General features: G+C 41.5%; 21 protein-coding genes and 2 tRNA genes. 19 read left to right on the plus strand and 4 right to left on the minus strand.

The features are described 5' to 3' along the window. Window positions 1-39: 39 nt before the first annotated feature. Window positions 40-2,037 (plus strand): methionine--tRNA ligase, encoded by a 1,998-nt coding sequence (gene metG / locus D8844_RS05720; protein ID WP_125422548.1) that lies wholly within the window; start codon window positions 40-42, stop codon window positions 2,035-2,037. 16 nt (window positions 2,038-2,053) lie between these two features. Here metG and D8844_RS05725 read toward each other — a convergent pair whose 3' ends face one another. From D8844_RS05725 to coaA, 3 genes are all read right to left on the minus strand, one after another. Continuing rightward, window positions 2,054-2,587: a DNA topology modulation protein gene (locus tag D8844_RS05725; RefSeq protein WP_125422551.1), complete on the minus strand. Its 534-nt coding sequence runs from the start codon at window positions 2,585-2,587 to the stop codon at window positions 2,054-2,056. 52 nt (window positions 2,588-2,639) lie between these two features. Then, window positions 2,640-2,876 (minus strand): 30S ribosomal protein S20, encoded by a 237-nt coding sequence (rpsT, locus tag D8844_RS05730; RefSeq protein WP_001274000.1) that lies wholly within the window; start codon window positions 2,874-2,876, stop codon window positions 2,640-2,642. Between the two features lie 67 nt (window positions 2,877-2,943). Beyond that, the gene (coaA, locus tag D8844_RS05735; protein ID WP_125422554.1) at window positions 2,944-3,864 is read right to left on the minus strand and encodes a type I pantothenate kinase; all 921 of its coding nucleotides are present in this window, start codon (window positions 3,862-3,864) and stop codon (window positions 2,944-2,946) included. Between the two features lie 201 nt (window positions 3,865-4,065). On the opposite strand from coaA, the gene D8844_RS05740 reads away from it, so the two are divergent. From D8844_RS05740 to D8844_RS05780, 9 genes are all read left to right on the plus strand, one after another. After that, complete coding sequence (locus D8844_RS05740; protein WP_049519633.1) at window positions 4,066-4,470, plus strand: hypothetical protein; 405 nt, start codon at window positions 4,066-4,068, stop codon at window positions 4,468-4,470. Window positions 4,471-4,669: 199 nt separating this feature from the next. Then, window positions 4,670-5,260 carry a class I SAM-dependent methyltransferase gene (locus tag D8844_RS05745; RefSeq protein WP_125422557.1) on the plus strand — a complete coding sequence of 197 codons (591 nt, stop codon included), beginning with the start codon at window positions 4,670-4,672 and terminating at the stop codon, window positions 5,258-5,260. Next, window positions 5,257-6,534 carry a pyrimidine-nucleoside phosphorylase gene (locus D8844_RS05750; protein ID WP_125422560.1) on the plus strand — a complete coding sequence of 426 codons (1,278 nt, stop codon included), beginning with the start codon at window positions 5,257-5,259 and terminating at the stop codon, window positions 6,532-6,534. The genes D8844_RS05745 and D8844_RS05750 overlap by 4 nt, the downstream gene beginning before the upstream one ends. A gap of 19 nt (window positions 6,535-6,553) precedes the next feature. Continuing rightward, window positions 6,554-7,216, plus strand: coding sequence for a deoxyribose-phosphate aldolase (gene deoC, locus D8844_RS05755; RefSeq protein WP_125422564.1), 663 nt, complete (start codon window positions 6,554-6,556; stop codon window positions 7,214-7,216). After that, entirely contained in the window at window positions 7,203-7,592 is a 390-nt protein-coding gene (locus D8844_RS05760; protein ID WP_000246096.1) for a cytidine deaminase, read from the plus strand. Before deoC ends, D8844_RS05760 begins: the two co-directional genes overlap by 14 nt. 89 nt (window positions 7,593-7,681) lie before the next feature. After that, window positions 7,682-8,737, plus strand: coding sequence for a BMP family lipoprotein (locus tag D8844_RS05765; protein ID WP_049477645.1), 1,056 nt, complete (start codon window positions 7,682-7,684; stop codon window positions 8,735-8,737). A 136-nt stretch (window positions 8,738-8,873) separates the two neighbouring features. Further along, window positions 8,874-10,409 (plus strand): ABC transporter ATP-binding protein, encoded by a 1,536-nt coding sequence (locus D8844_RS05770; protein ID WP_125422566.1) that lies wholly within the window; start codon window positions 8,874-8,876, stop codon window positions 10,407-10,409. Next, the gene (locus D8844_RS05775) at window positions 10,402-11,460 is read left to right on the plus strand and encodes an ABC transporter permease (protein WP_000038684.1); all 1,059 of its coding nucleotides are present in this window, start codon (window positions 10,402-10,404) and stop codon (window positions 11,458-11,460) included. The genes D8844_RS05770 and D8844_RS05775 overlap by 8 nt, the downstream gene beginning before the upstream one ends. A gap of 2 nt (window positions 11,461-11,462) precedes the next feature. Then, window positions 11,463-12,419 (plus strand): ABC transporter permease, encoded by a 957-nt coding sequence (locus D8844_RS05780; RefSeq protein WP_000029132.1) that lies wholly within the window; start codon window positions 11,463-11,465, stop codon window positions 12,417-12,419. Between the two features lie 34 nt (window positions 12,420-12,453). Here the strand turns inward: D8844_RS05780 and plsY are convergent, their stop codons facing one another. Further along, window positions 12,454-13,095, minus strand: a complete 642-nt coding sequence (plsY, locus tag D8844_RS05785) for a glycerol-3-phosphate 1-O-acyltransferase PlsY (protein ID WP_000988206.1) — start codon at window positions 13,093-13,095, stop codon at window positions 12,454-12,456. Between the two features lie 135 nt (window positions 13,096-13,230). On the opposite strand from plsY, the gene parE reads away from it, so the two are divergent. The 9 genes from parE to rpsA all read left to right on the plus strand — a co-directional run bounded on the left by parE (window position 13,231) and on the right by rpsA (window position 23,638). Then, complete coding sequence (parE, locus tag D8844_RS05790; RefSeq protein WP_084918250.1) at window positions 13,231-15,174, plus strand: DNA topoisomerase IV subunit B; 1,944 nt, start codon at window positions 13,231-13,233, stop codon at window positions 15,172-15,174. A 507-nt stretch (window positions 15,175-15,681) separates the two neighbouring features. After that, a complete protein-coding gene (locus D8844_RS05800) occupies window positions 15,682-16,224 on the plus strand; it encodes a hypothetical protein (RefSeq protein WP_260467546.1) in 543 nt (180 codons plus the stop codon). Window positions 16,225-16,991: 767 nt separating this feature from the next. Then, the gene (locus D8844_RS05810; protein ID WP_125422571.1) at window positions 16,992-17,846 is read left to right on the plus strand and encodes an aminoglycoside 6-adenylyltransferase; all 855 of its coding nucleotides are present in this window, start codon (window positions 16,992-16,994) and stop codon (window positions 17,844-17,846) included. 243 nt (window positions 17,847-18,089) lie between these two features. Further along, window positions 18,090-20,570 carry a DNA topoisomerase IV subunit A gene (gene parC / locus D8844_RS05815; RefSeq protein WP_125422574.1) on the plus strand — a complete coding sequence of 827 codons (2,481 nt, stop codon included), beginning with the start codon at window positions 18,090-18,092 and terminating at the stop codon, window positions 20,568-20,570. 112 nt (window positions 20,571-20,682) lie between these two features. Then, a complete protein-coding gene (locus D8844_RS05820) occupies window positions 20,683-21,720 on the plus strand; it encodes a branched-chain amino acid aminotransferase (RefSeq protein WP_284697408.1) in 1,038 nt (345 codons plus the stop codon). Between the two features lie 112 nt (window positions 21,721-21,832). Then, entirely contained in the window at window positions 21,833-22,063 is a 231-nt protein-coding gene (locus tag D8844_RS05825; RefSeq protein ID WP_125422577.1) for a DUF2969 domain-containing protein, read from the plus strand. Between the two features lie 49 nt (window positions 22,064-22,112). After that, window positions 22,113-22,193: transfer RNA gene (locus D8844_RS05830), tRNA-Tyr, on the plus strand. 8 nt (window positions 22,194-22,201) lie between these two features. Further along, window positions 22,202-22,273: transfer RNA gene (locus tag D8844_RS05835), tRNA-Gln, on the plus strand. A gap of 162 nt (window positions 22,274-22,435) precedes the next feature. After that, the gene (gene rpsA, locus D8844_RS05840; protein ID WP_001001617.1) at window positions 22,436-23,638 is read left to right on the plus strand and encodes a 30S ribosomal protein S1; all 1,203 of its coding nucleotides are present in this window, start codon (window positions 22,436-22,438) and stop codon (window positions 23,636-23,638) included. Window positions 23,639-23,646 lie beyond the last annotated feature (8 nt).

Genomic DNA, 23,646 nt, shown 5'->3' on the forward strand with positions numbered 1-23,646 from the left:
TTAGAAAATCAGGTTTCATTTGCCTGGAAAGGAAAAATTATGTCTGAAAAGAATTTTTATATTACAACACCGATTTACTATCCATCTGGTAAACTTCATATCGGTTCTGCCTACACAACCATCGCTTGTGATGTCCTAGCTCGCTACAAACGCCTCATGGGCTACGATGTCTTTTATCTGACAGGTCTTGATGAGCATGGTCAAAAAATCCAGCAAAAAGCAGAAGAAGCTGGGATTACACCTCAAGCTTATGTTGATGGGATGGCGGTTGGCGTCAAAGAACTCTGGAAATTACTCGATATCTCATACGATAAATTTATCCGTACGACGGATGACTACCATGAAAAAGTAGTGGCGCAAGTCTTTGAACGCTTACTTGCTCAAGATGACATCTACCTAGGTGAATATTCTGGTTGGTATTCAGTCTCAGATGAGGAATTCTTTACAGAAAGCCAGCTTGCAGAAGTTTTCCGTGATGAAGCTGGAAAAGTAACGGGCGGTATTGCTCCATCAGGTCACGAGGTTGAATGGGTCTCAGAAGAGTCTTATTTCCTTCGCCTCAGCAAATACCAAGACCGTTTGGTTGAATTTTTCAAATCTCACCCTGACTTCATCACTCCAGATGGTCGTCTTAATGAAATGTTGCGTAACTTCATCGAGCCAGGTTTGGAAGACTTAGCGGTTTCTCGTACAACCTTTACCTGGGGTGTGCCAGTCCCTTCCAATCCAAAACACGTTGTCTACGTTTGGATTGATGCCCTTCTTAACTATGCGACTGCTCTTGGTTACGGTCAAGAGGATCATGCTAACTATGATAAATTCTGGAATGGAACAGTCTTCCACATGGTCGGAAAAGACATTCTTCGTTTCCACTCCATCTACTGGCCAATCCTTCTCATGATGTTGGATATGAAATTGCCTGACCGCTTGATTGCCCACGGTTGGTTCGTCATGAAAGACGGCAAGATGTCTAAGTCTAAAGGGAATGTCGTTTACCCTGAAATGCTAGTAGAACGTTATGGACTTGATCCACTTCGATACTACCTCATGCGTAGCCTTCCAGTTGGTTCAGATGGAACCTTCACTCCTGAAGACTATGTAGGCCGTATCAACTATGAATTGGCAAATGACCTAGGAAACCTCCTCAACCGTACGGTTTCCATGATTAACAAGTATTTTGATGGGCAAATCCCTGCCTATGTAGAGGGTGTGACTGAATTTGATAATGCTCTTGCTCAAGTAGCAGAGCAATCTATCTCTGACTACCATACACACATGGAAGCAGTTGACTACCCACGTGCCCTTGAAGCAGTATGGACTCTTATCTCACGTACCAACAAATACATCGATGAGACAGCCCCATGGGTCTTGGCTAAGGATGAAGAGCACCGTGACCAATTGGCAAGTGTCATGAGCCACTTGGCAGCCAGCCTTCGTGTCGTAGCTCACATGATTGAGCCATTTATGATGGGAACTAGTCGCGCTGTATTGGCACAACTTGGTCTAGCAGAAGTTTCTAGCCTTGAAAACTTGAGCTTGGCAGATTTTCCTGCAGGTGTGACTGTTGTTGCCAAAGGAACACCAATCTTCCCACGTCTCGACATGGAAGAAGAGATTGCCTATATCAAGGAACAAATGGAAAGCAACAAACCAGCAGTCGAAAAAGAATGGAATCCAGATGAAGTCGAACTCAAACTCAACAAGGATGAAATCAAGTTCGAAGACTTTGACAAGGTTGAGATCCGTGTCGCAGAAGTCAAAGAAGTGTCTAAAGTGGAAGGTTCTGATAAGTTGCTCCAATTCCGCCTCGATGCAGGTGATGGCGAAGACCGTCAAATCCTATCAGGAATTGCCAAATACTATCCAAACGAACAAGAATTGGTCGGCAAGAAAGTCCAAATCGTTGCTAACCTTAAACCACGTAAAATGATGAAGAAATATGTCAGCCAAGGTATGATCCTCTCAGCTGAACATGATGGACAATTAACCCTTCTCACAGTTGATCCAGCTGTACCAAACGGAAGTGTGATTGGCTAATAGCAAAAAACCAACGTTAGGCACGTTGGTTTTTCTTGTTATTTACGAGATTTTCTAAGAAGTGGTCCATCTCCTTTTGCGACTTGAGGACAATTACTTTCTCAGGGTAGGTTTCTTGAACCCGTTGATAGCGTTCTTTAGCATTCTTTGTCCGCCCATCCCAGAGAATCCATCTGACAAAGTCCCAGTCAAAGCGTTCAGGGCAACCTGCAGCCATACTTTCTCTGACCTTGCCTCGGTATGTGAGATACCGTTTAAAGGCTCGAAAGAGACAAGTCCATGGTGAAAAATTGAGAAAGATGATTTGGTCGGCTTCTTGCATTCTTTCTTCATAGCAACACCAAGAGTAGTTGCCATCGATGACCCAAGCTTCGTGCTTTGTGAGAAAGTTTTTCATCTCGGTCAACATCCATTCGCGGTCACTGTCTTGCCAACCAGGTTGAAATTGGAGTGTGTCCATATGCAGTTTGGGGATGGAGTAGTAGTTTGACAACTTTTCAGCTAGAGTTGACTTGCCTGCTCCAGAATATCCTATGATTGCGATTTTCATTTTCTACCTTTTCTGATTAGAGGACAAAAAAACAGCCTCTATGGACTGTTTCTTATTTAGCAAGTTTAGCTGAAAGACGAGCTTTATCGCGGCTTGCTTTGTTTTTATGAATCAAACCTTTAGTTTCTGCTTTGTCGATAGCTGAGCTAGCAGCACGGAAAAGTTCTTCAGAAGGGTTTGCTTCGAAAGCTTTGATAGCAGTACGCATAGCTGATTTTTGAGCTGAGTTTTTTTCGTTTTGTTTAACGTTCAATTCAGCGCGTTTGATAGCTGATTTAATGTTTGCCAATATTCTTACCTCCATATTTACTAACTATACCATTATATATGAAAACTTAGGTTTTGACAAGGGGAAATTATTTTTTTAGGTAAATTTCATCGATTTCATGGTTTTTAGTCTTGTGGAGAATGACCTCGGCGCGATTCCTTGTCGGTTCGATATAGTTTTGTAGATTTGTGAGATTAATGCTGGTCCAAACCTGGTGTGCAAAGGCTTCAACTTCTCCAATTGGCATTTGCGTAAAGCGGTGGTAGTAGCTGTTGGGGTCATTTTGGGCAAAGCTGAGCAGCTTTAAGAAACGATCCAGATACCAGCTTTCAATGTCCTCGACAGCAGCATCCACATAGATGGAGAAATCAAAGAAATCAGTGATGTAAAGGCGCTCATTTTGAGGGTTTTGAAAGACATTAATCCCCTCGACAATGACAAAATCAGCAGCTTTGACACGTTGCTTCTCCCCAGGAACAATGTCATACACTTCATGAGAATAGACAGGAATATCGACATCTTGCCCATTCTTTAGGCGGTCAAGAAAATTCAGCAAGGCTTCCATATCATAACTTTCAGGAAAACCTTTGCGATTTAAGATATCTTGGTCCATCAAGGTTTGATTGGGATAGAGAAAACCGTCAGTTGTCACTAGCTCTACAGTAGCATCCGGTAGAGTACGTGATAGAAGAATCTGAAGTAAGCGACTAGTAGTCGATTTGCCCACAGCAACACTACCAGAAACCCCAATGATAAAAGGTTGGGATTTGCTTTCGCGTTGAAGAAAAATTCCTTTTGAAAATGCCAAATCATCCTTGGTGCGCTTGTAAATATGGATAAGATGAACTAGGGGAAGATAGACATCTGTTACGTCCTGTAGACCAATCTGGTCATTGAAACTCTTGATGGATTCTAACTCTTCCTCTGTCAAGGGAGGGGTTGTTTTGCGATGCAATGATTGCCAAGTCTGGCGACTGATTTTTTCAAAATGTAAAAATTCGTTGGTCATTTGTTTTCCCCTAGATATTTTGTTTATCATACCATAAAAAGTTAAAAAGATAAAGCGGTTTCTTGATGGTAGTAAGTCAATATCGTATAATAGAGGTAGATGGAGGTTGAATAATTTAATGATGAGATAGGGAATTGTTTCTGAAGACTTATCAGTTATTGAAAGTGGGCTTTGTGGTTCACAACTTTTAGGAGGTGTGTCATGAAAATCTTAAAAAGTTATATATTGGAACTCTGTTTTATTTTAAGTTTTGCCTTACCTTTTATAAGGGGAGCGAATGCGGATAATGGTAGACGCTTTGTAGAAACCTATTACGGTTTTACCTTCTTAATGGATCATCTCCTTGTAACAGTTATCTTTATCTGTTCACTCTTGATTACTTGGCTAGTAAAAAAGCAGTGGACAAAATGGCTTGCTGCTGGTAGTTATCTATTTTTGATTTTGTGGATTGCTACAGAAGGATATCTATTCCGTATGTCACTAGAAGATTTGATACGACTTTGGACAAGTTTGGAAATCTTGACACAAACTTATCAGTTGGGTTTTTATCTAAACATCATATTGGGAATCTTGTTGATAATAAAGTATTTTAAGGTTAAGCAATAGTAAAAATGTACCTGATTACAGACGATCTGTTTTTTCCTGAATATGGTAATTTGTAGTTCCCGATAGATTGTAATGTATTTCTAATAATTGAAAGAGATTGAAGAAAAGGTTTTTTGACTAGGATTCTTCAGTCTTTTTCATTCGATCATCACTTTGTAAACGATTTACAATTCAAGCAAAATTATGGTAAAATAGTTTTATGAGTAAAATGTATTATGCAGAAAATCCTGATGCTGCTCACGACATTCATGAGTTGAGAGTGAAGTTGTTGGGAGAAAACATGACCTTTTTGACGGATGCGGGTGTTTTTAGCAAGAAAATGGTTGACTTTGGGAGTCAGCTCTTATTGAAGTGTCTAGAGGTTAATGAAGGAGAGACGGTCCTTGATGTGGGTTGTGGTTATGGGCCATTGGGCTTGTCATTGGTCAAGGTTTATGGAGTTCAGGCGACCATGGTCGATATCAATAATCGTGCCTTGGACCTAGCGCGACAAAATGCTGAACGTAATAAAGTAGAAGCAACGATTTTCCAATCCAATATCTATGAACAAGTTGAAGGGAAGTTTGACCATGTTATTTCCAATCCGCCGATTCGAGCGGGCAAACAAGTTGTTCATGAGATTATCGAAAAGAGCAGAGATTTCTTGAAAGACGGAAGTGATTTAACCATTGTCATTCAGAAAAAACAAGGAGCTCCAAGTGCTAGAAATAAGATGGAAGACGTTTTTGGAAATTGTGAAATCGTAAAGAAAGATAAGGGATATTATATCCTTAGAAGTGTGAAAGAATGAGAGCAGTTGATTTAATTCAAAAGAAACGAGATGGTCAAGAACTGACTGCAGCTGAAATCAAGTGGCTAGTAGAAGGCTATGTGGCAGGAACTGTTCCAGACTATCAAATGTCTGCTTTTGCTATGGCTGTTTATTTTAAAGGAATGACCACACGTGAGATTTCTGATCTGACGATGAATATGGTTAAAACAGGTCAGGAGTTTGATTTGTCAGCTATTGAGGGGGTTAAAGTTGATAAACATTCGACTGGTGGTGTAGGTGATAAGGTGACCTTAATCTTGGCTCCACTTGTTGCGAGTTTCGGCGTGCCCGTTGCTAAGATGAGTGGTCGAGGTCTCGGCCATACTGGTGGGACAATTGATAAATTGGAGTCCATTAAGGGCTATCAAGTCGAGCGAAGTCAAGAGGATTTCATTCGTCAGGTACAGGATATTGGTGTATCTGTCATTGGGCAGTCCGATCAGCTGGTTAAAGCAGATAAACTTCTCTATGCCCTCCGAGATGTGACAGCAACTGTCGACACGATTCCTTTGATTGCTAGTTCTGTTATGAGCAAAAAAATTGCTGCAGGAGCGGATGCCATTTTGCTAGACGTAACGGTCGGTGAGGGTGCCTTCATGAAGACGGTTGATGAGGCGCGCAAATTAGCTCAAACCATGGTGGATCTTGGTAAGGCAGTTGGTCGAAAGACGGTAGCAGTCATTACCGATATGAGCCAACCCTTGGGAAGAGCCATTGGCAATCGTCTCGAAATCCTTGAGGCAATCGAGATTCTCCAAGGAAAAGGCCGAGAAGATATTAGTCACTTTATCTGCGAGCTAGCTCAGATTATGCTTGGCTTGGCTGATGTTGAGAAAACGATCAAGGAAATCCGTCAACACCTGGAAAATGGCCAAGCACTGGCTAAGTTTGAAGAAATGGTAGCAGCACAAGGCGGTGATTTAGAAGATCTCTATCGCCCCGTCAAAGTTGCCCATGTGGTGGAAATCCCTGCTCAAGAAACGGGTGTTATTTCAGCTCTTCCTGCAATGGAATTTGGGCTCTATGCCATGAGACTAGGAGCCGGTCGTGCAGTCAAGACTGATGACTTGGACTATGAAACAGGGATTGTTTTTGAAAAGAAAGTTGGAGACTCCGTTCAAAAGGGTGAAATTGTTGCAAAAGTTTATACAAATGGAAAAATTTCTTCTGAACTAGTTACAGAATTTCAAAAATATGTTAAAATAAATGATGGAGTGCAAAGTTTACGAGAAATTATAGAAATTATCTCATAAAACCAGGGAGAATCCGAATATGAAGTTAAATAAATATATTGATCATACGCTTTTAAAGCAAGATGCAAGTCAAGAACAAATTGATCGTTTGCTATCTGAAGCGCGTGAGTATGACTTTGCCAGCGTTTGTGTCAATCCCACATGGGTTAAACATGCGAAAACAGGGCTTGAAGGCTCAGATGTAAAAGTTTGTACAGTAGTAGGTTTTCCTTTGGGAGCAACAACTTCAGCTGTGAAAGCTTTTGAAACAAAAGAAGCTGTCCAAAATGGTGCAGATGAGATTGATATGGTTATCAATGTCGGTGCCCTCAAATCAGGCAATCTGGATTTGGTTGAATCGGACATCCGTGCTGTCGTAGAAGCAAGTGGTGACAAGTTGGTTAAGGTCATTATTGAAGCTTGCTTGTTAACAGACGATGAAAAGGTTGTGGTCTGCCAATTATCCCAGAAAGCAGGCGCTGACTTTGTCAAAACATCAACTGGATTTTCAACTGGTGGTGCCACTATTGAGGATGTTCAGTTGATGCGTGAAACAGTCGGGCCAGATATGGGAGTTAAGGCAGCTGGTGGAGCTCGTTCATATGCAGATGCTGTCGCTTTTGTGGAAGCAGGCGCTACCCGTATCGGAACATCTGCTGGTGTAACAATCTTAAAAGGAGAATTGGCAGATGGCGACTACTGAGTTGATTGAACTAGCAATTGAAACTAGCAAGAAAGCTTATGTGCCTTATTCTCACTTTCCTATCGGAGCTGTTTTAGTTGCCAAGGATGGTAGCATTTATACGGGTGTCAATATCGAGAATGCTAGTTATCCCTTGACTAATTGTGGAGAACGTACTGCTATTTTTAAAGCAGTTTCGGAGGGGCAACGGGAGTTTTCAGAATTGATTGTCTACGGACAAACTGAAAAACCCATCTCGCCATGTGGTGCTTGTCGCCAGGTCATGGTTGAATTTTTTGAACAAGATCTAAAAGTGACTTTAGTCGCTAAAGATAAATCGACGGTCGAGATGACGGTCGGGGAGTTACTTCCATACTCATTTACAGACTTAAACTAGTCTGAGTCACTCTCTGAGTGACGCGGTCCTTGTGGCCAACCAATCCATACTTGCAACATCGTTGCACATCTTATTTAGGAGGTTCAGTAATGAACAAGAAACAATGGCTAGGCCTTGGTCTAGTTGCAGTAGCAGCAGTTGGACTTGCTGCATGTGGTAACCGCTCTTCTCGTAACGCAGCTTCATCTTCATCAGAAATGAAGACCAAAGCAGCAATCGTAACAGATACTGGTGGTGTTGATGATAAATCATTTAACCAATCAGCTTGGGAAGGTTTGCAAGACTGGGGTAAAGAACACAATCTTTCTAAAGATAAAGGTTACACTTACTTCCAATCAACAAGCGAAGCAGACTATGCTAACAACTTGCAACAAGCGGCTGGAAGTTACAACCTGATCTTCGGTGTTGGTTTTGCCCTTCACAATGCAGTTGAGGAAGCAGCGAAAGACCACTCTGACCTAAACTATGTCTTGATTGATGATGTGATTGAAGGTCAAAAGAATGTTGCGAGCGTAAGATTTGCGGATAACGAAGCAGCTTACCTTGCTGGTGTTGCAGCAGCTAAAACAACTAAAACAAAACAAGTTGGTTTTGTAGGTGGTATCGAATCTGAAGTTATTTCACGTTTTGCAGCTGGATTCAAAGCTGGTGTTGAATCAGTAGACCCATCTATCAAAGTCCAAGTTGACTACGCTGGTTCATTTGGTGATGCTGCCAAAGGTAAAACAATCGCAGCAGCTCAATACGCTGCCGGTGCAGACGTTGTCTACCAAGCAGCTGGAGGTACAGGTGCTGGTGTCTTTGCTGAAGCAAAATCATTGAACGAAAACAAAAATGAAGACGAAAAAGTTTGGGTTATCGGTGTAGACCGTGACCAAGCAGCAGAAGGTAAATACACTTCTAAAGATGGTAAAGAATCTAACTTTGTTCTTGTATCTACATTGAAACAAGTTGGTACAACTGTAAAAGATATTGCCAACAAAACAGAAAAAGGTGAATTCCCTGGTGGACAAGTGATTGTTTACTCATTGAAAGATAAAGGGGTTGAGCTAGCAGTAACAAACCTTTCAGAAGAAGGTAAAAAAGCTGTTGAAGATGCAAAAGCTAAAATCCTTGACGGAAGCGTAAAAGTTCCTGAAAAATAATGGATAAAAGTCATTTCTTAGGAAGCGGCCATTGGTCGCTTCTTTAAGGATTGAGGCAATTTTTGTCTCAATAGAGCTTGTTAATGTGATTAGCAGGTTTTATTGAAATAAAATAAACCTCTGAAAGGAAGAGCATATGGCACACGAAAATGTCATTGAGATGCGGGATATTACCAAGGTGTTTGGTGAATTTGTAGCAAACGACAAAATCAACTTGCAACTGCGAAAAGGTGAAATTCATGCACTTTTAGGAGAAAATGGAGCGGGTAAATCCACTCTGATGAATATGCTGGCAGGACTTCTTGAACCAACAAGTGGTGAAATTGTGGTGAATGGTCAGGTTGTAAAACTAGACTCACCATCTAAAGCCGCTGGTCTTGGAATTGGGATGGTTCACCAACATTTTATGTTGGTTGAAGCTTTTACAGTAGCTGAGAATATCATTTTAGGGAGTGAAATCACTAAAAATGGTGTTCTAGATATAGCTGGTGCTACTAAAGAAATCAAGGCTCTTTCTGAACGTTATGGTTTGGCAGTGGATCCTGCTGCTAAGGTGGCGGATATTTCCGTTGGAGCCCAACAACGTGTAGAAATCTTGAAAACACTCTATCGTGGTGCTGATATCCTTATCTTTGACGAACCTACAGCCGTATTGACTCCTTCAGAGATTGATGAGTTGATGGCAATCATGAAAAACCTTGTCAAAGAAGGGAAGTCCATTATTTTGATTACCCACAAGTTAGATGAGATTCGTGCGGTATCGAATCGAGTGACGGTTATCCGTCGCGGGAAATCAATCCAGACGGTTGAAATCGCAGGAGCAACAAATGCGGACTTGGCAGAAATGATGGTTGGACGCTCTGTCTCCTTTAAAACGGAAAAACAGGCACCAAAACCAAAAGAAGTGGTCTTGTCTATCAAAGACTTGGTTGTCAATGAAAACCGCGGTGTACCAGCTGTGAAGAATCTTTCTTTGGATGTTCGTGCTGGTGAGATTGTCGGTATTGCAGGGATTGATGGCAATGGTCAATCTGAACTCATTCAAGCCATTACAGGCCTTCGTAAGGTTGAGTCAGGTAGCGTTGAATTAAAAGGCAAATCAATCGTGGGGATGCATCCTCGACAAATTACAGAACTAAGCGTGGGGCACGTTCCTGAGGATCGTCACCGTGATGGCTTGATTTTGGAGATGATGATTTCAGAAAATATCGTTCTTCAAACCTACTACAAAGAACCACTCAGCAAGAATGGTATCTTGAACTATGCCAATATCACTTCACATGCCAAGAAATTGATGGAAGAATTTGACGTCCGTGCGGCAAGCGAATTTGTTCCAGCGGCAGCTCTTTCAGGAGGAAATCAACAAAAAGCGATTATCGCTCGTGAGATTGATCGTGATCCTGATCTCCTTATCGTCAGCCAGCCAACTCGTGGTTTGGATGTCGGTGCCATTGAATATATCCACAAACGTTTGATTGAAGAACGTGATAACGGGAAGGCTGTCCTTGTTGTCAGCTTTGAATTGGATGAGATTTTAAATGTCTCAGACCGAATTGCTGTTATTCACGATGGTAAGATTCAAGGTATTGTATCGCCAGAAACAACTAACAAACAAGAACTTGGTGTCTTGATGGCAGGTGGAAACTTGGGAAAGGAGAAGAGTGATGTCTAAAAAATTACAACAAATTTCGGTTCCCTTGATTTCCGTATTCTTAGGAATCTTGCTCGGAGCCATTGTCATGTGGATCTTCGGCTATGATGCTATCTGGGGTTATGAGGAGTTATTCTATACAGCTTTCGGTAGCCTCCGTGGGATTGGAGAAATTTTCCGTGCCATGGGTCCTCTTGTCTTGATAGGTCTTGGTTTCGCAGTTGCCAGTCGAGCAGGTTTCTTTAACGTTGGACTTCCTGGTCAAGCACTTGCAGGCTGGATTCTCAGTGGTTGGTTTGCCTTGTCAAATCCAGATATGCCTCGTCTCGTGTTGATTCCATTAACAGTGATTATTGCTTTGATCGCAGGTGGAATTGTTGGTGCGATTCCAGGTATCCTCAGAGCCTATCTCGGTACATCAGAGGTTATCGTGACCATCATGATGAACTACATTGTATTGTATGTGGGAAATGCCTTTATTCATGCCTTTCCTAAAGATATTATGCAAAGTACAGATTCAACGATTCGTGTTAGTGCCAACGCTACATACCAGACACCATGGTTATCAGAGTTGACTGGAAATTCCCGTATGAATATCGGAATCTTCTTTGCAATCATTGCTGTTGGCGTGATTTGGTTCTTGCTCAAGAAAACGACTCTCGGTTTTGAAATTCGTGCAGTTGGTCTTAACCCCCATGCCTCAGAGTACGCTGGTATTTCAGCAAAACGTACAATCATTCTATCAATGATTATCTCTGGTGCTCTGGCTGGTCTTGGTGGAGCTGTCGAAGGTCTTGGAACCTTCCAAAACGTTTACGTTCAGGGATCATCATTGGCTATCGGATTTAACGGGATGGCAGTTAGTTTGCTTGCTGGAAATTCACCAATTGGAATTCTCTTTGCGGCCTTCTTATTTGGAGTTTTGCAAGTAGGAGCACCGGGTATGAACGCTGCGCAAGTTCCGTCTGAGCTTGTCAGCATTGTAACAGCGTCTATTATCTTCTTTGTCAGCGTTCACTACATTATCGAACGCTTTGTCAAACCTAAAAAACAAGTTAAAGGAGGTAAGTAAGGATGTCTATTACAACATTACTCACCCTCTTGGTCTCTTCTATGCTGATTTACTCAGCACCACTTATTTTTACGAGTATCGGGGGAGTTTTCTCTGAACGTGGTGGTGTCGTTAACGTCGGTCTTGAAGGAATTATGGTTATGGGGGCCTTTTCTGGGGTTGTCTTTAACCTTGAGTTTGCAGAACAACTTGGAGCAGCTACTCCTTGGATTTCCTTGTTAGTTGCTGGTATCGTGGGAGCTATTTTCTCCCTCATCCATGCCGTCGCTACAGTTCATTTCCGTGCAGACCATGTTGTCAGTGGTACAGTATTGAACTTGATGGCTCCTGCCCTAGCAGTTTTCTTGGTTAAGGTTCTTTATAACAAAGGACAAACGGATAACTTAAGCCAGACTTTTGGACGTTTTGATTTCCCAGTTTTGGCTGATATCCCTGTGATTGGAGATATCTTCTTCAAGTCAACAAGTTTGCTAGGTTATATCGCGATTGCCTTCTCTTTCCTTGCTTGGTTTATTCTCTTTAAGACCCGCTTTGGTCTTCGCCTTCGCTCTGTTGGTGAACACCCTCAGGCAGCAGATACCTTGGGGATCAATGTCTACAAGATGCGATATCTTGGGGTTGTTATTTCAGGTTTCCTTGGTGGAATTGGGGGAGCGATTTATGCCCAATCCATTTCAGTTAACTTCTCAGTGACAACTATTGTAGGTCCTGGATTTATCGCCCTTGCGGCAATGATCTTTGGTAAATGGAATCCAATCGGTGCTATGCTTTCTAGTCTCTTCTTTGGACTTTCACAAAGTTTGGCAGTTATCGGTTCTCAATTACCTTTCCTACAAGGAGTGCCAGCGGTTTACCTTCAAATCGCCCCTTATGTCTTGACCATTCTTGTCTTAGCAGCCTTCTTTGGAAAAGCAGTTGCACCTAAGGCAGACGGTATCAACTACATCAAGTCAAAATAAGCATATAAAAAAACGTCAGTTTCAAACTGGCGTTTTATTTGTTAGGATTTTGATGGGTTAGGTTCAATCCCCAAGGGACAAGATTTTCAGTTTTATTTTTGATACGTGTGATATTATCCTTGTGACGAATGATAATCAAGCTAGCAAGTGCTAGGATAATCAAAATGAAGAGAGGGTCATAGCTGTTTAGGATAAAACCAAATAGTGGAAATAGGAGAACTCCGATAACGGCTGCGATAGAAGCGGTAACGCTAGACAGTGAAATCATACTGCCTAGATAGAGGCTTCCAAAGAATACGATTGCTAGATAGAGACAGAAAACAGGCGCAAATCCGAAAATCACTCCAGCACTGGTTGCGACAGCCTTGCCACCCTTAAATCCTGCAAAGATAGGGAAAGTATGTCCAATCACAGCCAAAAGTCCAAATACAAGAGGTGATACACCTTGAAGGTGGAAAAGAATAGGAAGGAGAGTGGCCAAGGTCCCTTTAAAGAAGTCAATCACAAAAGTTGCCATACCCGCTTTCTTACCTAAAATACGGAAAGTATTGGTTGTTCCGGTGTTTCCAGAACCATGTTCACGCAGATTTGTTTGAAAGAAGATTTGTCCAATCCAGAGACCAGACGGAATCGAACCTAGCAGATAAGCTAAAATTAATAATACAAATGTCATCATAGACCTATTATACCATGAAATGGTATCGAAAGTCAGAGAATATCCTGTGAAATTGTGACAGCTGAAAGGGAAAAGCTTTGCAAAATCGCTAGAAAACCTGTAAAATAGAAAAGATGAACAAATAGGAGGTTCCTTGTGTCAAAAAAGGAAATCAATATTAATAACTACAATGATGACGCCATTCAGGTGCTAGAAGGGTTGGATGCGGTCCGTAAACGTCCGGGGATGTATATTGGATCGACTGACGGTGCTGGTCTCCATCACCTAGTCTGGGAAATTGTGGACAATGCAGTCGATGAGGCCTTGTCTGGATTTGGTGACCGCATTGATGTGACCATCAATAAAGACGGCAGTCTAACGGTTCAAGACCATGGTCGAGGGATGCCGACTGGGATGCATGCTATGGGAATTCCAACTGTTGAGGTTATCTTTACAATTCTCCACGCTGGAGGAAAATTCGGTCAAGGTGGCTATAAGACATCTGGTGGTCTCCACGGGGTGGGATCTTCAGTCGTTAATGCCCTATCAAGCTGGTTGGAAGTTGAAATCACCCGTGACGGTGCAATCTACAAGCAACGTTTTGAAAATGGTGGTAAGCCAGTAACAACTCTTCAAAAGGTTGGGACAGCACCCAAGTCTAAGACAGGTACCAAGGTCACCTTCATGCCTGACGCGACGATTTTTTCTACGACTGACTTCAAGTACAATACCATTTCAGAACGACTCAATGAGTCAGCCTTTCTCTTAAAAAATGTCACCTTGTCTCTGACAGACAAACGAACAGATGAAGCAATCGAGTTTCACTATGAAAATGGGGTGCAGGACTTTGTTTCTTACCTCAATGAAGACAAGGAAACCTTGACGCCTGTTCTTTACTTCGAAGGGGAAGACAATGGTTTCCAAGTGGAAGTAGCCCTCCAGTATAATGATGGATTTTCAGACAACATTCTATCCTTTGTCAATAACGTTCGCACCAAAGACGGTGGGACGCATGAGACAGGACTCAAGTCTGCCATTACTAAGGTTATGAATGACTATGCGCGTAAGACAGGTCTTCTCAAGGAAAAAGATAAAAATCTTGAAGGTTCAGACTATCGTGAGGGACTAGCGGCCGTTCTTTCTATCCTTGTTCCTGAAGAACATTTGCAGTTTGAAGGTCAGACCAAGGACAAACTAGGCAGTCCACTAGCTCGTCCAGTTGTGGATGGGATTGTGGCTGATAAGTTGACCTTCTTCCTTATGGAAAATGGTGAATTGGCATCGAACCTCATCCGCAAGGCTATTAAGGCTCGTGATGCGCGCGAGGCAGCCCGCAAAGCGCGTGATGAGAGCCGAAATGGTAAGAAAAACAAGAAAGACAAGGGCTTGTTGTCTGGTAAATTGACTCCAGCCCAGTCTAAGAATCCTGCCAAGAATGAACTCTACCTGGTTGAGGGGGACTCTGCCGGTGGTTCTGCCAAACAAGGTCGTGACCGTAAGTTCCAGGCTATCTTGCCCCTTCGAGGTAAGGTTATTAATACAGCCAAGGCCAAGATGGCGGATATCCTCAAAAATGAAGAAATCAATACCATGATTTATACCATTGGTGCGGGTGTGGGAGCAGACTTTTCTATCGAAGATGCTAACTATGACAAGATCATTATCATGACCGATGCGGATACCGATGGTGCCCATATCCAGACCTTGCTCTTAACGTTTTTCTACCGTTACATGCGTCCGCTAGTTGAGGCAGGACATGTCTATATCGCCCTTCCGCCTCTTTACAAGATGTCCAAAGGCAAAGGCAAGAAAGAAGAAGTGGCCTATGCTTGGACGGACGGAGAGCTAGAAGAACTCCGCAAGCAGTTTGGTAAAGGCGCAACACTCCAACGATATAAAGGTCTTGGTGAGATGAACGCGGACCAACTCTGGGAAACAACCATGAATCCAGAAACCCGTACCCTCATCCGTGTCACGATTGAAGACCTAGCACGCGCAGAACGTCGCGTTAATGTCCTCATGGGAGATAAGGTCGAACCACGCCGCAAGTGGATTGAAGACAATGTCAAGTTTACGCTGGAGGAAGCGACAGTGTTTTAAGGAGTGTGAATAATGGATAGTTCAGGACATTCGATTTTTGGAAGTTACTTGGGTTTGATTTTCTTAGTTTCTTTACCCTCAGCTATTCTTGCATTCTACATCAATAGTCGAAAAAAAAGTTTCCAAGGTTTATATGCACCGATTGTATTTACCTTGTTTATGATCTTGATGCTTTTATTCAATATGGATTCCTCAGAATCCGGTTCTTTAGTGGCATCCTTTGTCATGATTTTATTTGGTTTTCCTTTGATAGCAGGAGCTTTAGTCTACACACTTATTCGATTGTGTTACGTCTATCCGGAGAAACGGTGGAAGGCTTTTTTGATTTTCCTATCCTATATTTTAGGTCCCCTATCTGTAGGTGTTCTGGGATCGTATGTGGTAAATTTAGTTCAGATACATCTGTTGACATTCTTGGTAATGATTTTGATGATTCTAGTTTCCTATCTTCCTCCTCTCTATCTCCATTACACTAAACGAAATCAGTAAGCAAAGGGGGAGTGAATAGTGAACAGTTATTTAATAATGATATTTTTCTTTCTCGAAATCATTGTTATTGCTGGGATAATTCTTGATGCAATCTCCAATAAAGAGAAAATAGAATATTCAAGCTCCTTAAGTTCCCTAGTATTTATGGCTTGTAATATAGGAATGTTTGTAGTGTTCAATCCGTCTTTAGACGAACCATACTTAGGAGCATTTGTACGGGTGTTTTCCATCTACGCTCATGCGCCTCTGTGCTTAACGTATGCGATTACTAGTCTTTATAAGAGTATCAAGCACGTCAAGTATTTCCCTAGTAAGTTTGCACGGATCCTAATATGTAACGTTGCACTTATATTTCTACTCTCAATTGTAAATGTTTTAGTATTATATAGAGGGATTAAAGAAATCTATATATTTATTTTCTTGCAAGGCCTTTTTTCAGGAATTCAATTCCTACTTTGGATGCTTGAAAGAACAAGAGTTCGAAAACTACAACAACAAAAGAAAGAAGATGCTCCTTTTACTAACCATGTTCCAGATGAGGGTGACATAGATGAGAACTAACCAGGAAATGCTTGGACTGATTTTAAAAACAGCTGAAACTTTAAAAGTTGACGCTGGTAAGAACTCAAGTATCTCCTCCTCAATAATCTGACGGATGACCTTACTCAGACCCGTTTCTTTAAGGGTGTGGATGCTTCATATTATTACGAAGGGTATAACCTTTACCATACAGTAAAGTTGCATCGTTCAAGTAAAAATAATTGTCACATTTGTTGTGTAAATAATATGTAGAATTGATGGAGGTTCAGTAATGATTAGGGAATTTATGTTTTCTATTTTCGTTATTGTCATAGTAATCTTTGGAATTATAAGTGATTTAATCTCCAACTTGGGGAGAAAAGAGTATGCTCGTTCAATATCCCTGTTTTTACTGTCCATTTTCACAATTGGTGTCTGTCTATCGGATATACCAGTGAAAGGTAACTCGTACTATGGGGCAAGATTTATTTTGTTTTATATAGAATATTTCGCCCCCTTGATGTTTGTTTACTCATTTTATACTCTATATAAGAGCGTAATCCATTGTAGGCATTTTACGAGCAAATTAGCTATAGTACTTCGATTCAATGCCACCTTCATTTTTCTCCTTTCATTGGTAAATATATTTGTTGTATGGGAAATCATAAAAAATTACCAAAGAAGCAACATAATATCTATTTGTTATATTTTAATCGTTTTGGGGATTTGTTCAACTATCCAATTGATCGTAGGAGAACTTGAGAAGAAAAGAATACGAGGCATCCAAAAACAAGAGGAGCAAGACGGCTATGAAAAATGACTCTATAAAAGATATATGCAGACAACATAGAAGTGAAGCGCAAATGCTGAGATTAATTTTACAAACCGCAAAAACTCTAAAAGTCGAGGCTGTCGCTATGTCTGGTTCACGGACAAATCCAAAATCTCCAAAAGATGAGTTTCAGGATTACGACGTGGTCTATGTCGTGGACGACTTAGATAATCTGACGAGTGACCTTGCTTGGTTGGACCAGTTTGGCACACGTATCATTGAGCAACATAATGTCCTAGGCAACCGTCGACTTTATCTGATGCTATTTGAAGATGGAAATCGGATTGATTTGACCCTCTGCCCCAAAAGTCACATCCAAGAGTGGGTGGATAGTGAAGCTGATTATACAGTATTGAAAGATGAGAAAGGCTTGTTTGAGTTCTATACTACAAGTCCTCAACGTTACTGGACGAATCCAGCTAGCCCGATTGATTTTGAAAAAGCCTGCAATGAATTTTGGTGGGTGTCAGCCTACGTGGTCAAGGGAATTTGTCGCAAGCAACTTTTCTATGCAACTGACCATCTCTACGGGATTTGTCAGCAAGAGTTGTTAAAAGTCTTTGCTTGGCAGGTCGCAAGTGATAGGGGAGAGGTCGATATCGGCAAGAACTACAAGTATCTTTTCCAGTATTTACCTACAGAGAAAGAGAAGGAATTCTCAGCTCTACTTGATTTTTCAAGTGTAGAGAAACTTACTCAGTCATTGTTTGCTACGATGCAACTTTTCCACAGAGAAGCTCAAATCCTTGCTCAAAAAATGGGATTTAACTACGATAAAGAAGTAGCTGAGAAGATGATTCAGTATGCTGAGGAGAGACTTTCAAATCACTAACTAAATAAAGTATATAATTTAAAAGATTAAACTACAGAAAAGATAGTTTAGTTATATATAGTAACTGAACATGGGACTAATTCCCGTAAAATATCTTTTACTGCATAAAAACTACTCTACATTCTTTGAAAGGAGTTGAACACGCCCTAAATGCTGTGTGAAAAAGATAAATTCTCTTGTGAGCATCGCTCACTGCAATAGTTTCCTATTTTCACTTTGCATTTTACGGGCTTTGTATCCTATATGAGTAACATTCAAAACATGTCCCTTGAGGACATCATGGGAGAGCGCTTTGGTCGCTACTCCAAGTACATTATTCAAGACCGAGCTTTGCCAGACATTCGGGATGGATTGAAGCCGGTTCAGCGTCGTATTCTTTATTCTATGAATAAGGATGGCAATACTTTTGACAAGAGCTACCGCAAGTCTGCTAAGTCTGTCGGTAACATCATGGGGAATTTTCACCCACACGGGGATTCTTCTATCTATGATGCCATGGTTCGTATGTCACAGGACTGGAAGAACCGTGAGATTCTAGTTGAAATGCACGGTAATAACGGTTCTATGGACGGCGATCCGCCTGCGGCTATGCGTTATACCGAGGCACGTTTGTCTGAAATTGCTGGTTATCTTCTTCAAGATATCGAGAAAAAGACAGTTCCTTTTGCTTGGAACTTTGACGATACCGAGAAAGAGCCGACGGTTTTGCCAGCAGCATTTCCAAACCTCTTAGTCAATGGTTCGACTGGAATTTCAGCTGGTTATGCTACAGACATTCCTCCCCATAATTTAGCTGAGGTTATTGATGCGACGGTTTACATGATTGACCACCCAACAGCCAAGGTGGACAAACTCATGGAATTCTTGCCTGGGCCAGACTTCCCTACAGGGGCTATCATTCAAGGGCGTGATGAAATCAAGAAAGCCTATGAAACTGGGAAAGGGCGCGTGGTCGTTCGATCTAAGACGGAGGTTGAAAAGCTAAAAGGTGGTAAGGAACAAATCGTTATCACTGAGATTCCTTATGAAATCAATAAGGCTAATCTCGTCAAGAAAATCGATGATGTTCGTGTCAATAACAAGGTGGCTGGTATTGCTGAGGTTCGTGATGAGTCTGACCGTGACGGTCTTCGTATCGCTATTGAACTTAAAAAAGACGCGAATACCGAGCTTGTACTCAACTATCTCTTCAAATATACTGACTTGCAAATCAACTACAACTTTAACATGGTGGCGATTGACAATTTCACACCTCGTCAGGTCGGGATTGTTCCAATCTTGTCTAGCTACATCGCCCACCGTCGTGAAGTGATTTTGGCACGTTCCCGTTTTGATAAGGAAAAGGCTGAGAAACGTCTCCATATCGTTGAAGGTTTGATTCGCGTGATTTCGATTTTGGATGAAGTCATTGCCCTTATCCGTGCCTCTGAGAACAAGGCTGACGCCAAGGAAAACCTCAAGGTCAGCTATGATTTTACAGAAGAGCAGGCTGAGGCCATCGTTACCTTGCAACTTTACCGTTTGACCAATACAGACGTGGTTGTCTTGCAGGAAGAAGAAGCAGAACTTCGTGAAAAGATTGCTATGCTTGCTGCTATCATCGGTGATGAACGGACTATGTATAATCTCATGAAGAAAGAACTTCGTGAGGTCAAGAAGAAATTTGCGACTCCACGTTTGAGTACTTTGGAAGATACTGCGAAAGCAATCGAGATTGATACAGCTAGTTTGATTGCCGAGGAAGATACCTATGTCAGCGTGACTAAGGCAGGTTATATCAAGCGTACCAGTCCACGTTCCTTTGCGGCATCCACTTTGGAAGAAATTGGCAAGCGTGATGATGATCGTTTGATCTTTGTTCAATCTGCCAAGACAACCCAGCATCTCTTGATGTTTACGACTCTTGGAAATGTCATCTATCGTCCAATTCATGAATTGGCAGATATTCGCTGGAAGGACATCGGAGAGCATCTGAGCCAGACCATTACAAACTTTGAAACTAACGAAGAAATTCTCTATGCAGAAGTAGTGGATCAGTTTGATGATGCGACAACCTACTTTGCTGCAACTCGTCTTGGTCAAATCAAACGCGTAGAACGCAAAGAATTCTCTCCATGGCGGACCTACAAGTCGAAGTCTGTTAAGTACGCTAAACTCAAAGACGAGACAGACCAAATTGTAGCAGTGGCTCCGATTAGACTTGATGATGTACTCTTGATTAGCCAAAACGGTTACGCCCTTCGTTTCAATATCGAAGAGGTCCCAGTTGTTGGTGCCAAGGCTGCAGGTGTCAAGGCTATGAACCTGAAAGAAGATGATGTCCTCCAATCCGCCTTTATATGTAACACTTCATCCTTCTACCTCTTGACCCAACGTGGTAGCTTGAAACGTGTTTCCATTGAGGAAATTCCAGCGACCGGACGTGCCAAACGAGGCCTACAAGTCTTGCGTGAGTTGAAAAACAAACCGCACCGAGTCTTCTTGGCTGGAGCAGTTGCAGAGCAAGGTTTCGTTGGTGATCTTTTTAGTACAGAAATGGAAGAAAACGATCAAACGCTCCTTGTCCAATCGAACAAGGGAACAATCTATGAGAGTCGATTGCAAGACCTCAACTTGTCAGAACGTACTAGCAATGGAAGCTTTATTTCAGACACCATTTCAGATGAAGAAGTTTTCGATGCTTACCTCAAAGAAGTCTTTAAAGAGGATAAAGCGAATTCATAAAAAAATCAGTCCAGAGGGCTGATTTTTTGTATTGAAAAATTTTCAGAAAATTACAAATAATACTTGAAATTTTACTAGAAAAGTGTAGAATAGAACACATAGTTTGAATAGTATAAAGGAGAAACACATGACAGTTGCAATTGATTGGGAAAACCTTGGATTTGCTTATATGAAATTACCTTACCGTTATATCGCTCACTACAAAAATGGTCAATGGGATCAAGGAGAATTGACAGAGGATGCAACCTTGCATATTTCAGAATCTTCTCCAAGTCTCCACTATGGACAGCAAGCATTTGAGGGATTGAAAGCCTATCGTACCAAGGACGGCAGTGTTCAACTGTTCCGTCCTGACGAAAATGCCAAGCGTTTGCAACGTACTTGTGACCGTCTTTTGATGCCACAAGTTCCGACAGAAATGTTTGTAGAAGCTTGTAAAGCAGTTGTGCGTGCAAATGAAGAATACGTCCCACCATATGGAACAGGTGGAACCCTTTATCTCCGTCCACTTTTGATTGGTGTTGGAGATATTATCGGGGTAAAACCAGCAGAAGAGTATATTTTCACCATCTTTGCTATGCCGGTTGGTAACTATTTTAAAGGTGGTTTAGTCCCAACTAACTTCTTGATTCAGGATGAATACGACCGTGCAGCTCCGAATGGTACAGGTGCGGCCAAGGTAGGTGGAAACTATGCTGCTAGTCTCCTCCCAGGTAAAATGGCCAAGTCACGTCAATTTTCAGATGTTATCTACCTAGACCCATCTACACATACAAAAATTGAAGAAGTCGGATCAGCCAACTTCTTTGGAATCACGGCAGACAATGAATTTGTTACGCCATTGAGTCCATCCATCTTGCCATCCATTACCAAGTACTCTTTGCTTTACTTGGCAGAACACCGCTTGGGCTTGACTCCGATTGAAGGTGATGTTCCAATTGATAATTTGGATCGTTTTGTAGAGGCAGGTGCTTGTGGAACAGCAGCGGTTATTTCGCCAATTGGAGGTATCCAACATGGCGATGATTTCCATGTTTTCTATAGTGAAACAGAAGTAGGTCCTGTTACACGTAAACTCTACGATGAATTGACCGGTATCCAATTTGGTGATGTAGAAGCGCCTGAAGGATGGATTGTCAAAGTGGACTAAAAGACATGAAGTAAAGAAGAACTCCGTAGCAGTTGTAATGGCTGAAATGGAGTTTTTTCTTGCTAGTTTGAGCATTTTCTTGTACAATAGAAAAAGTGAAAAGAGGTACAGTATGAGTAAAAAAGATAAGAAAATTGAAATCCAATTAACCGATGCAAAAGTGACTGTTGGAAAAGACAGCTATGAAGGATACGTTTTGACGATCGGGAAAAAGGTCATTGGGCAAATTGCCGAATTAGATAGCCAATTTGCCATCATAAAGAATGGAAATGTCGATAGTTTTTATAAAAAACTTGAAAAAGCTGTGGAAATTTTGATTGAAAACTATAATTTAACAAAATAATACTTGTTTTATTGAAAATTTCATGATATAATAGTTCTCGTTAAACATTGGAGAGATAGCGAAGAGGCTAAACGCGGCGGACTGTAAATCCGCTCCTTCGGGTTCGGGGGTTCGAATCCCTCTCTCTCCATTCATCAATGGGGTATAGCCAAGCGGTAAGGCAAGGGACTTTGACTCCCTCATGCGTTGGTTCGAATCCAGCTACCCCAGTTCTTAGGTAATAAATTCAAGATAAAAAGAAAATATCTTAGGGTATTTTATTTTTATAATTGAAAGACGTGAACGATATGAACATGTCCTTGCGGGTGCTTAGGAAAAAAATTATAAGTATGTCAAGTTTAGAAAAAACTTGATTGTTGGAGGATTTTTTAGATGAACGAATTTGAAGATTTGCTAAATAGCGTTAGCCAAGTTGAGCCTGGTGATGTTGTTAGTGCTGAAGTATTGACAGTTGATGCGACTCAAGCTAACGTTGCAATCTCTGGGACTGGTGTTGAAGGTGTCTTGACTCTTCGCGAATTGACAAACGATCGCGATGCAGATATCAATGACTTTGTGAAAGTAGGAGAAGTATTGGATGTTCTTGTACTTCGTCAAGTAGTTGGTAAAGATACTGATACAGTTACATACCTTGTATCTAAAAAACGCCTTGAAGCTCGCAAAGCATGGGACAAACTTGTAGGACGCGAAGAAGAAGTTGTTACTGTTAAAGGAACTCGTGCCGTTAAAGGTGGACTTTCAGTAGAATTTGAAGGTGTTCGTGGATTTATCCCAGCTTCAATGTTGGATACTCGTTTCGTACGTAACACTGAGCGTTTCGTAGGTCAAGAATTTGATGCTAAAATCAAAGAAGTTGATCCTAAAGAAAACCGCTTCATCCTTTCACGTCGTGAAGTTGTTGAAGCAGCTACTGCAGCAGCTCGTGCTGAAGTATTCGGTAAATTGGCTGTTGGTGATGTCGTAACTGGTAAAGTTGCTCGTATCACAAGTTTCGGTGCTTTCATCGACCTTGGTGGTGTTGACGGATTGGTTCACTTGACTGAATTGTCACACGAACGTAACGTATCACCTAAATCAGTTGTAACTGTTGGTGAAGAAATCGAAGTGAAGATCCTTGATCTTAACGAAGAAGAAGGACGCGTATCACTTTCACTTAAAGCAACAACACCTGGACCATGGGATGGTGTTGAGCAAAAATTGGCTAAAGGTGATGTAGTAGAAGGAACAGTTAAACGTTTGACTGACTTTGGTGCATTTGTTGAAGTATTGCCAGGTATCGATGGACTTGTTCACGTATCACAAATTTCACACAAACGTATCGAAAATCCAAAAGAAGCTCTTACTGTTGGTCAAGAAGTTACTGTTAAAGTCCTTGATGTTAACGCTGACGCAGAACGTGTATCTCTTTCTATCAAAGCTCTTGAAGAACGTCCAGCTCAAGAAGAAGGACAAAAAGAAGAAAAACGTGCTGCTCGTCCACGTCGTCCAAAACGTCAAGAAAAACGTGATTTCGAACTTCCAGAAACACAAACAGGATTCTCAATGGCTGACTTGTTCGGTGATATCGAACTTTAATCAAATTG

Source organism: Streptococcus oralis (assembly GCF_003942875.1).
Taxonomy (GTDB): domain Bacteria; phylum Bacillota; class Bacilli; order Lactobacillales; family Streptococcaceae; genus Streptococcus; species Streptococcus oralis_BX.

Bases quoted from the DNA above. Each gene is read 5' to 3' on its own strand.
- metG (WP_125422548.1), top strand. From the start codon at position 40: ATGTCTGAAAAGAATTTTTATATTACAACACCGATTTACTATCCATCT.
- D8844_RS05725 (WP_125422551.1), bottom strand. From the start codon at position 2,587: ATGAAAATCGCAATCATAGGATATTCTGGAGCAGGCAAGTCAACTCTA.
- coaA (WP_125422554.1), bottom strand. From the start codon at position 3,864: ATGACCAACGAATTTTTACATTTTGAAAAAATCAGTCGCCAGACTTGG.
- D8844_RS05740 (WP_049519633.1), top strand. From the start codon at position 4,066: ATGAAAATCTTAAAAAGTTATATATTGGAACTCTGTTTTATTTTAAGT.
- D8844_RS05745 (WP_125422557.1), top strand. From the start codon at position 4,670: ATGAGTAAAATGTATTATGCAGAAAATCCTGATGCTGCTCACGACATT.
- D8844_RS05750 (WP_125422560.1), top strand. From the start codon at position 5,257: ATGAGAGCAGTTGATTTAATTCAAAAGAAACGAGATGGTCAAGAACTG.
- deoC (WP_125422564.1), top strand. From the start codon at position 6,554: ATGAAGTTAAATAAATATATTGATCATACGCTTTTAAAGCAAGATGCA.
- D8844_RS05760 (WP_000246096.1), top strand. From the start codon at position 7,203: ATGGCGACTACTGAGTTGATTGAACTAGCAATTGAAACTAGCAAGAAA.
- D8844_RS05765 (WP_049477645.1), top strand. From the start codon at position 7,682: ATGAACAAGAAACAATGGCTAGGCCTTGGTCTAGTTGCAGTAGCAGCA.
- D8844_RS05770 (WP_125422566.1), top strand. From the start codon at position 8,874: ATGGCACACGAAAATGTCATTGAGATGCGGGATATTACCAAGGTGTTT.
- D8844_RS05775 (WP_000038684.1), top strand. From the start codon at position 10,402: ATGTCTAAAAAATTACAACAAATTTCGGTTCCCTTGATTTCCGTATTC.
- D8844_RS05780 (WP_000029132.1), top strand. From the start codon at position 11,463: ATGTCTATTACAACATTACTCACCCTCTTGGTCTCTTCTATGCTGATT.
- plsY (WP_000988206.1), bottom strand. From the start codon at position 13,095: ATGATGACATTTGTATTATTAATTTTAGCTTATCTGCTAGGTTCGATT.
- D8844_RS05810 (WP_125422571.1), top strand. From the start codon at position 16,992: ATGAAAAATGACTCTATAAAAGATATATGCAGACAACATAGAAGTGAA.
- parC (WP_125422574.1), top strand. From the start codon at position 18,090: ATGAGTAACATTCAAAACATGTCCCTTGAGGACATCATGGGAGAGCGC.
- D8844_RS05825 (WP_125422577.1), top strand. From the start codon at position 21,833: ATGAGTAAAAAAGATAAGAAAATTGAAATCCAATTAACCGATGCAAAA.
- rpsA (WP_001001617.1), top strand. From the start codon at position 22,436: ATGAACGAATTTGAAGATTTGCTAAATAGCGTTAGCCAAGTTGAGCCT.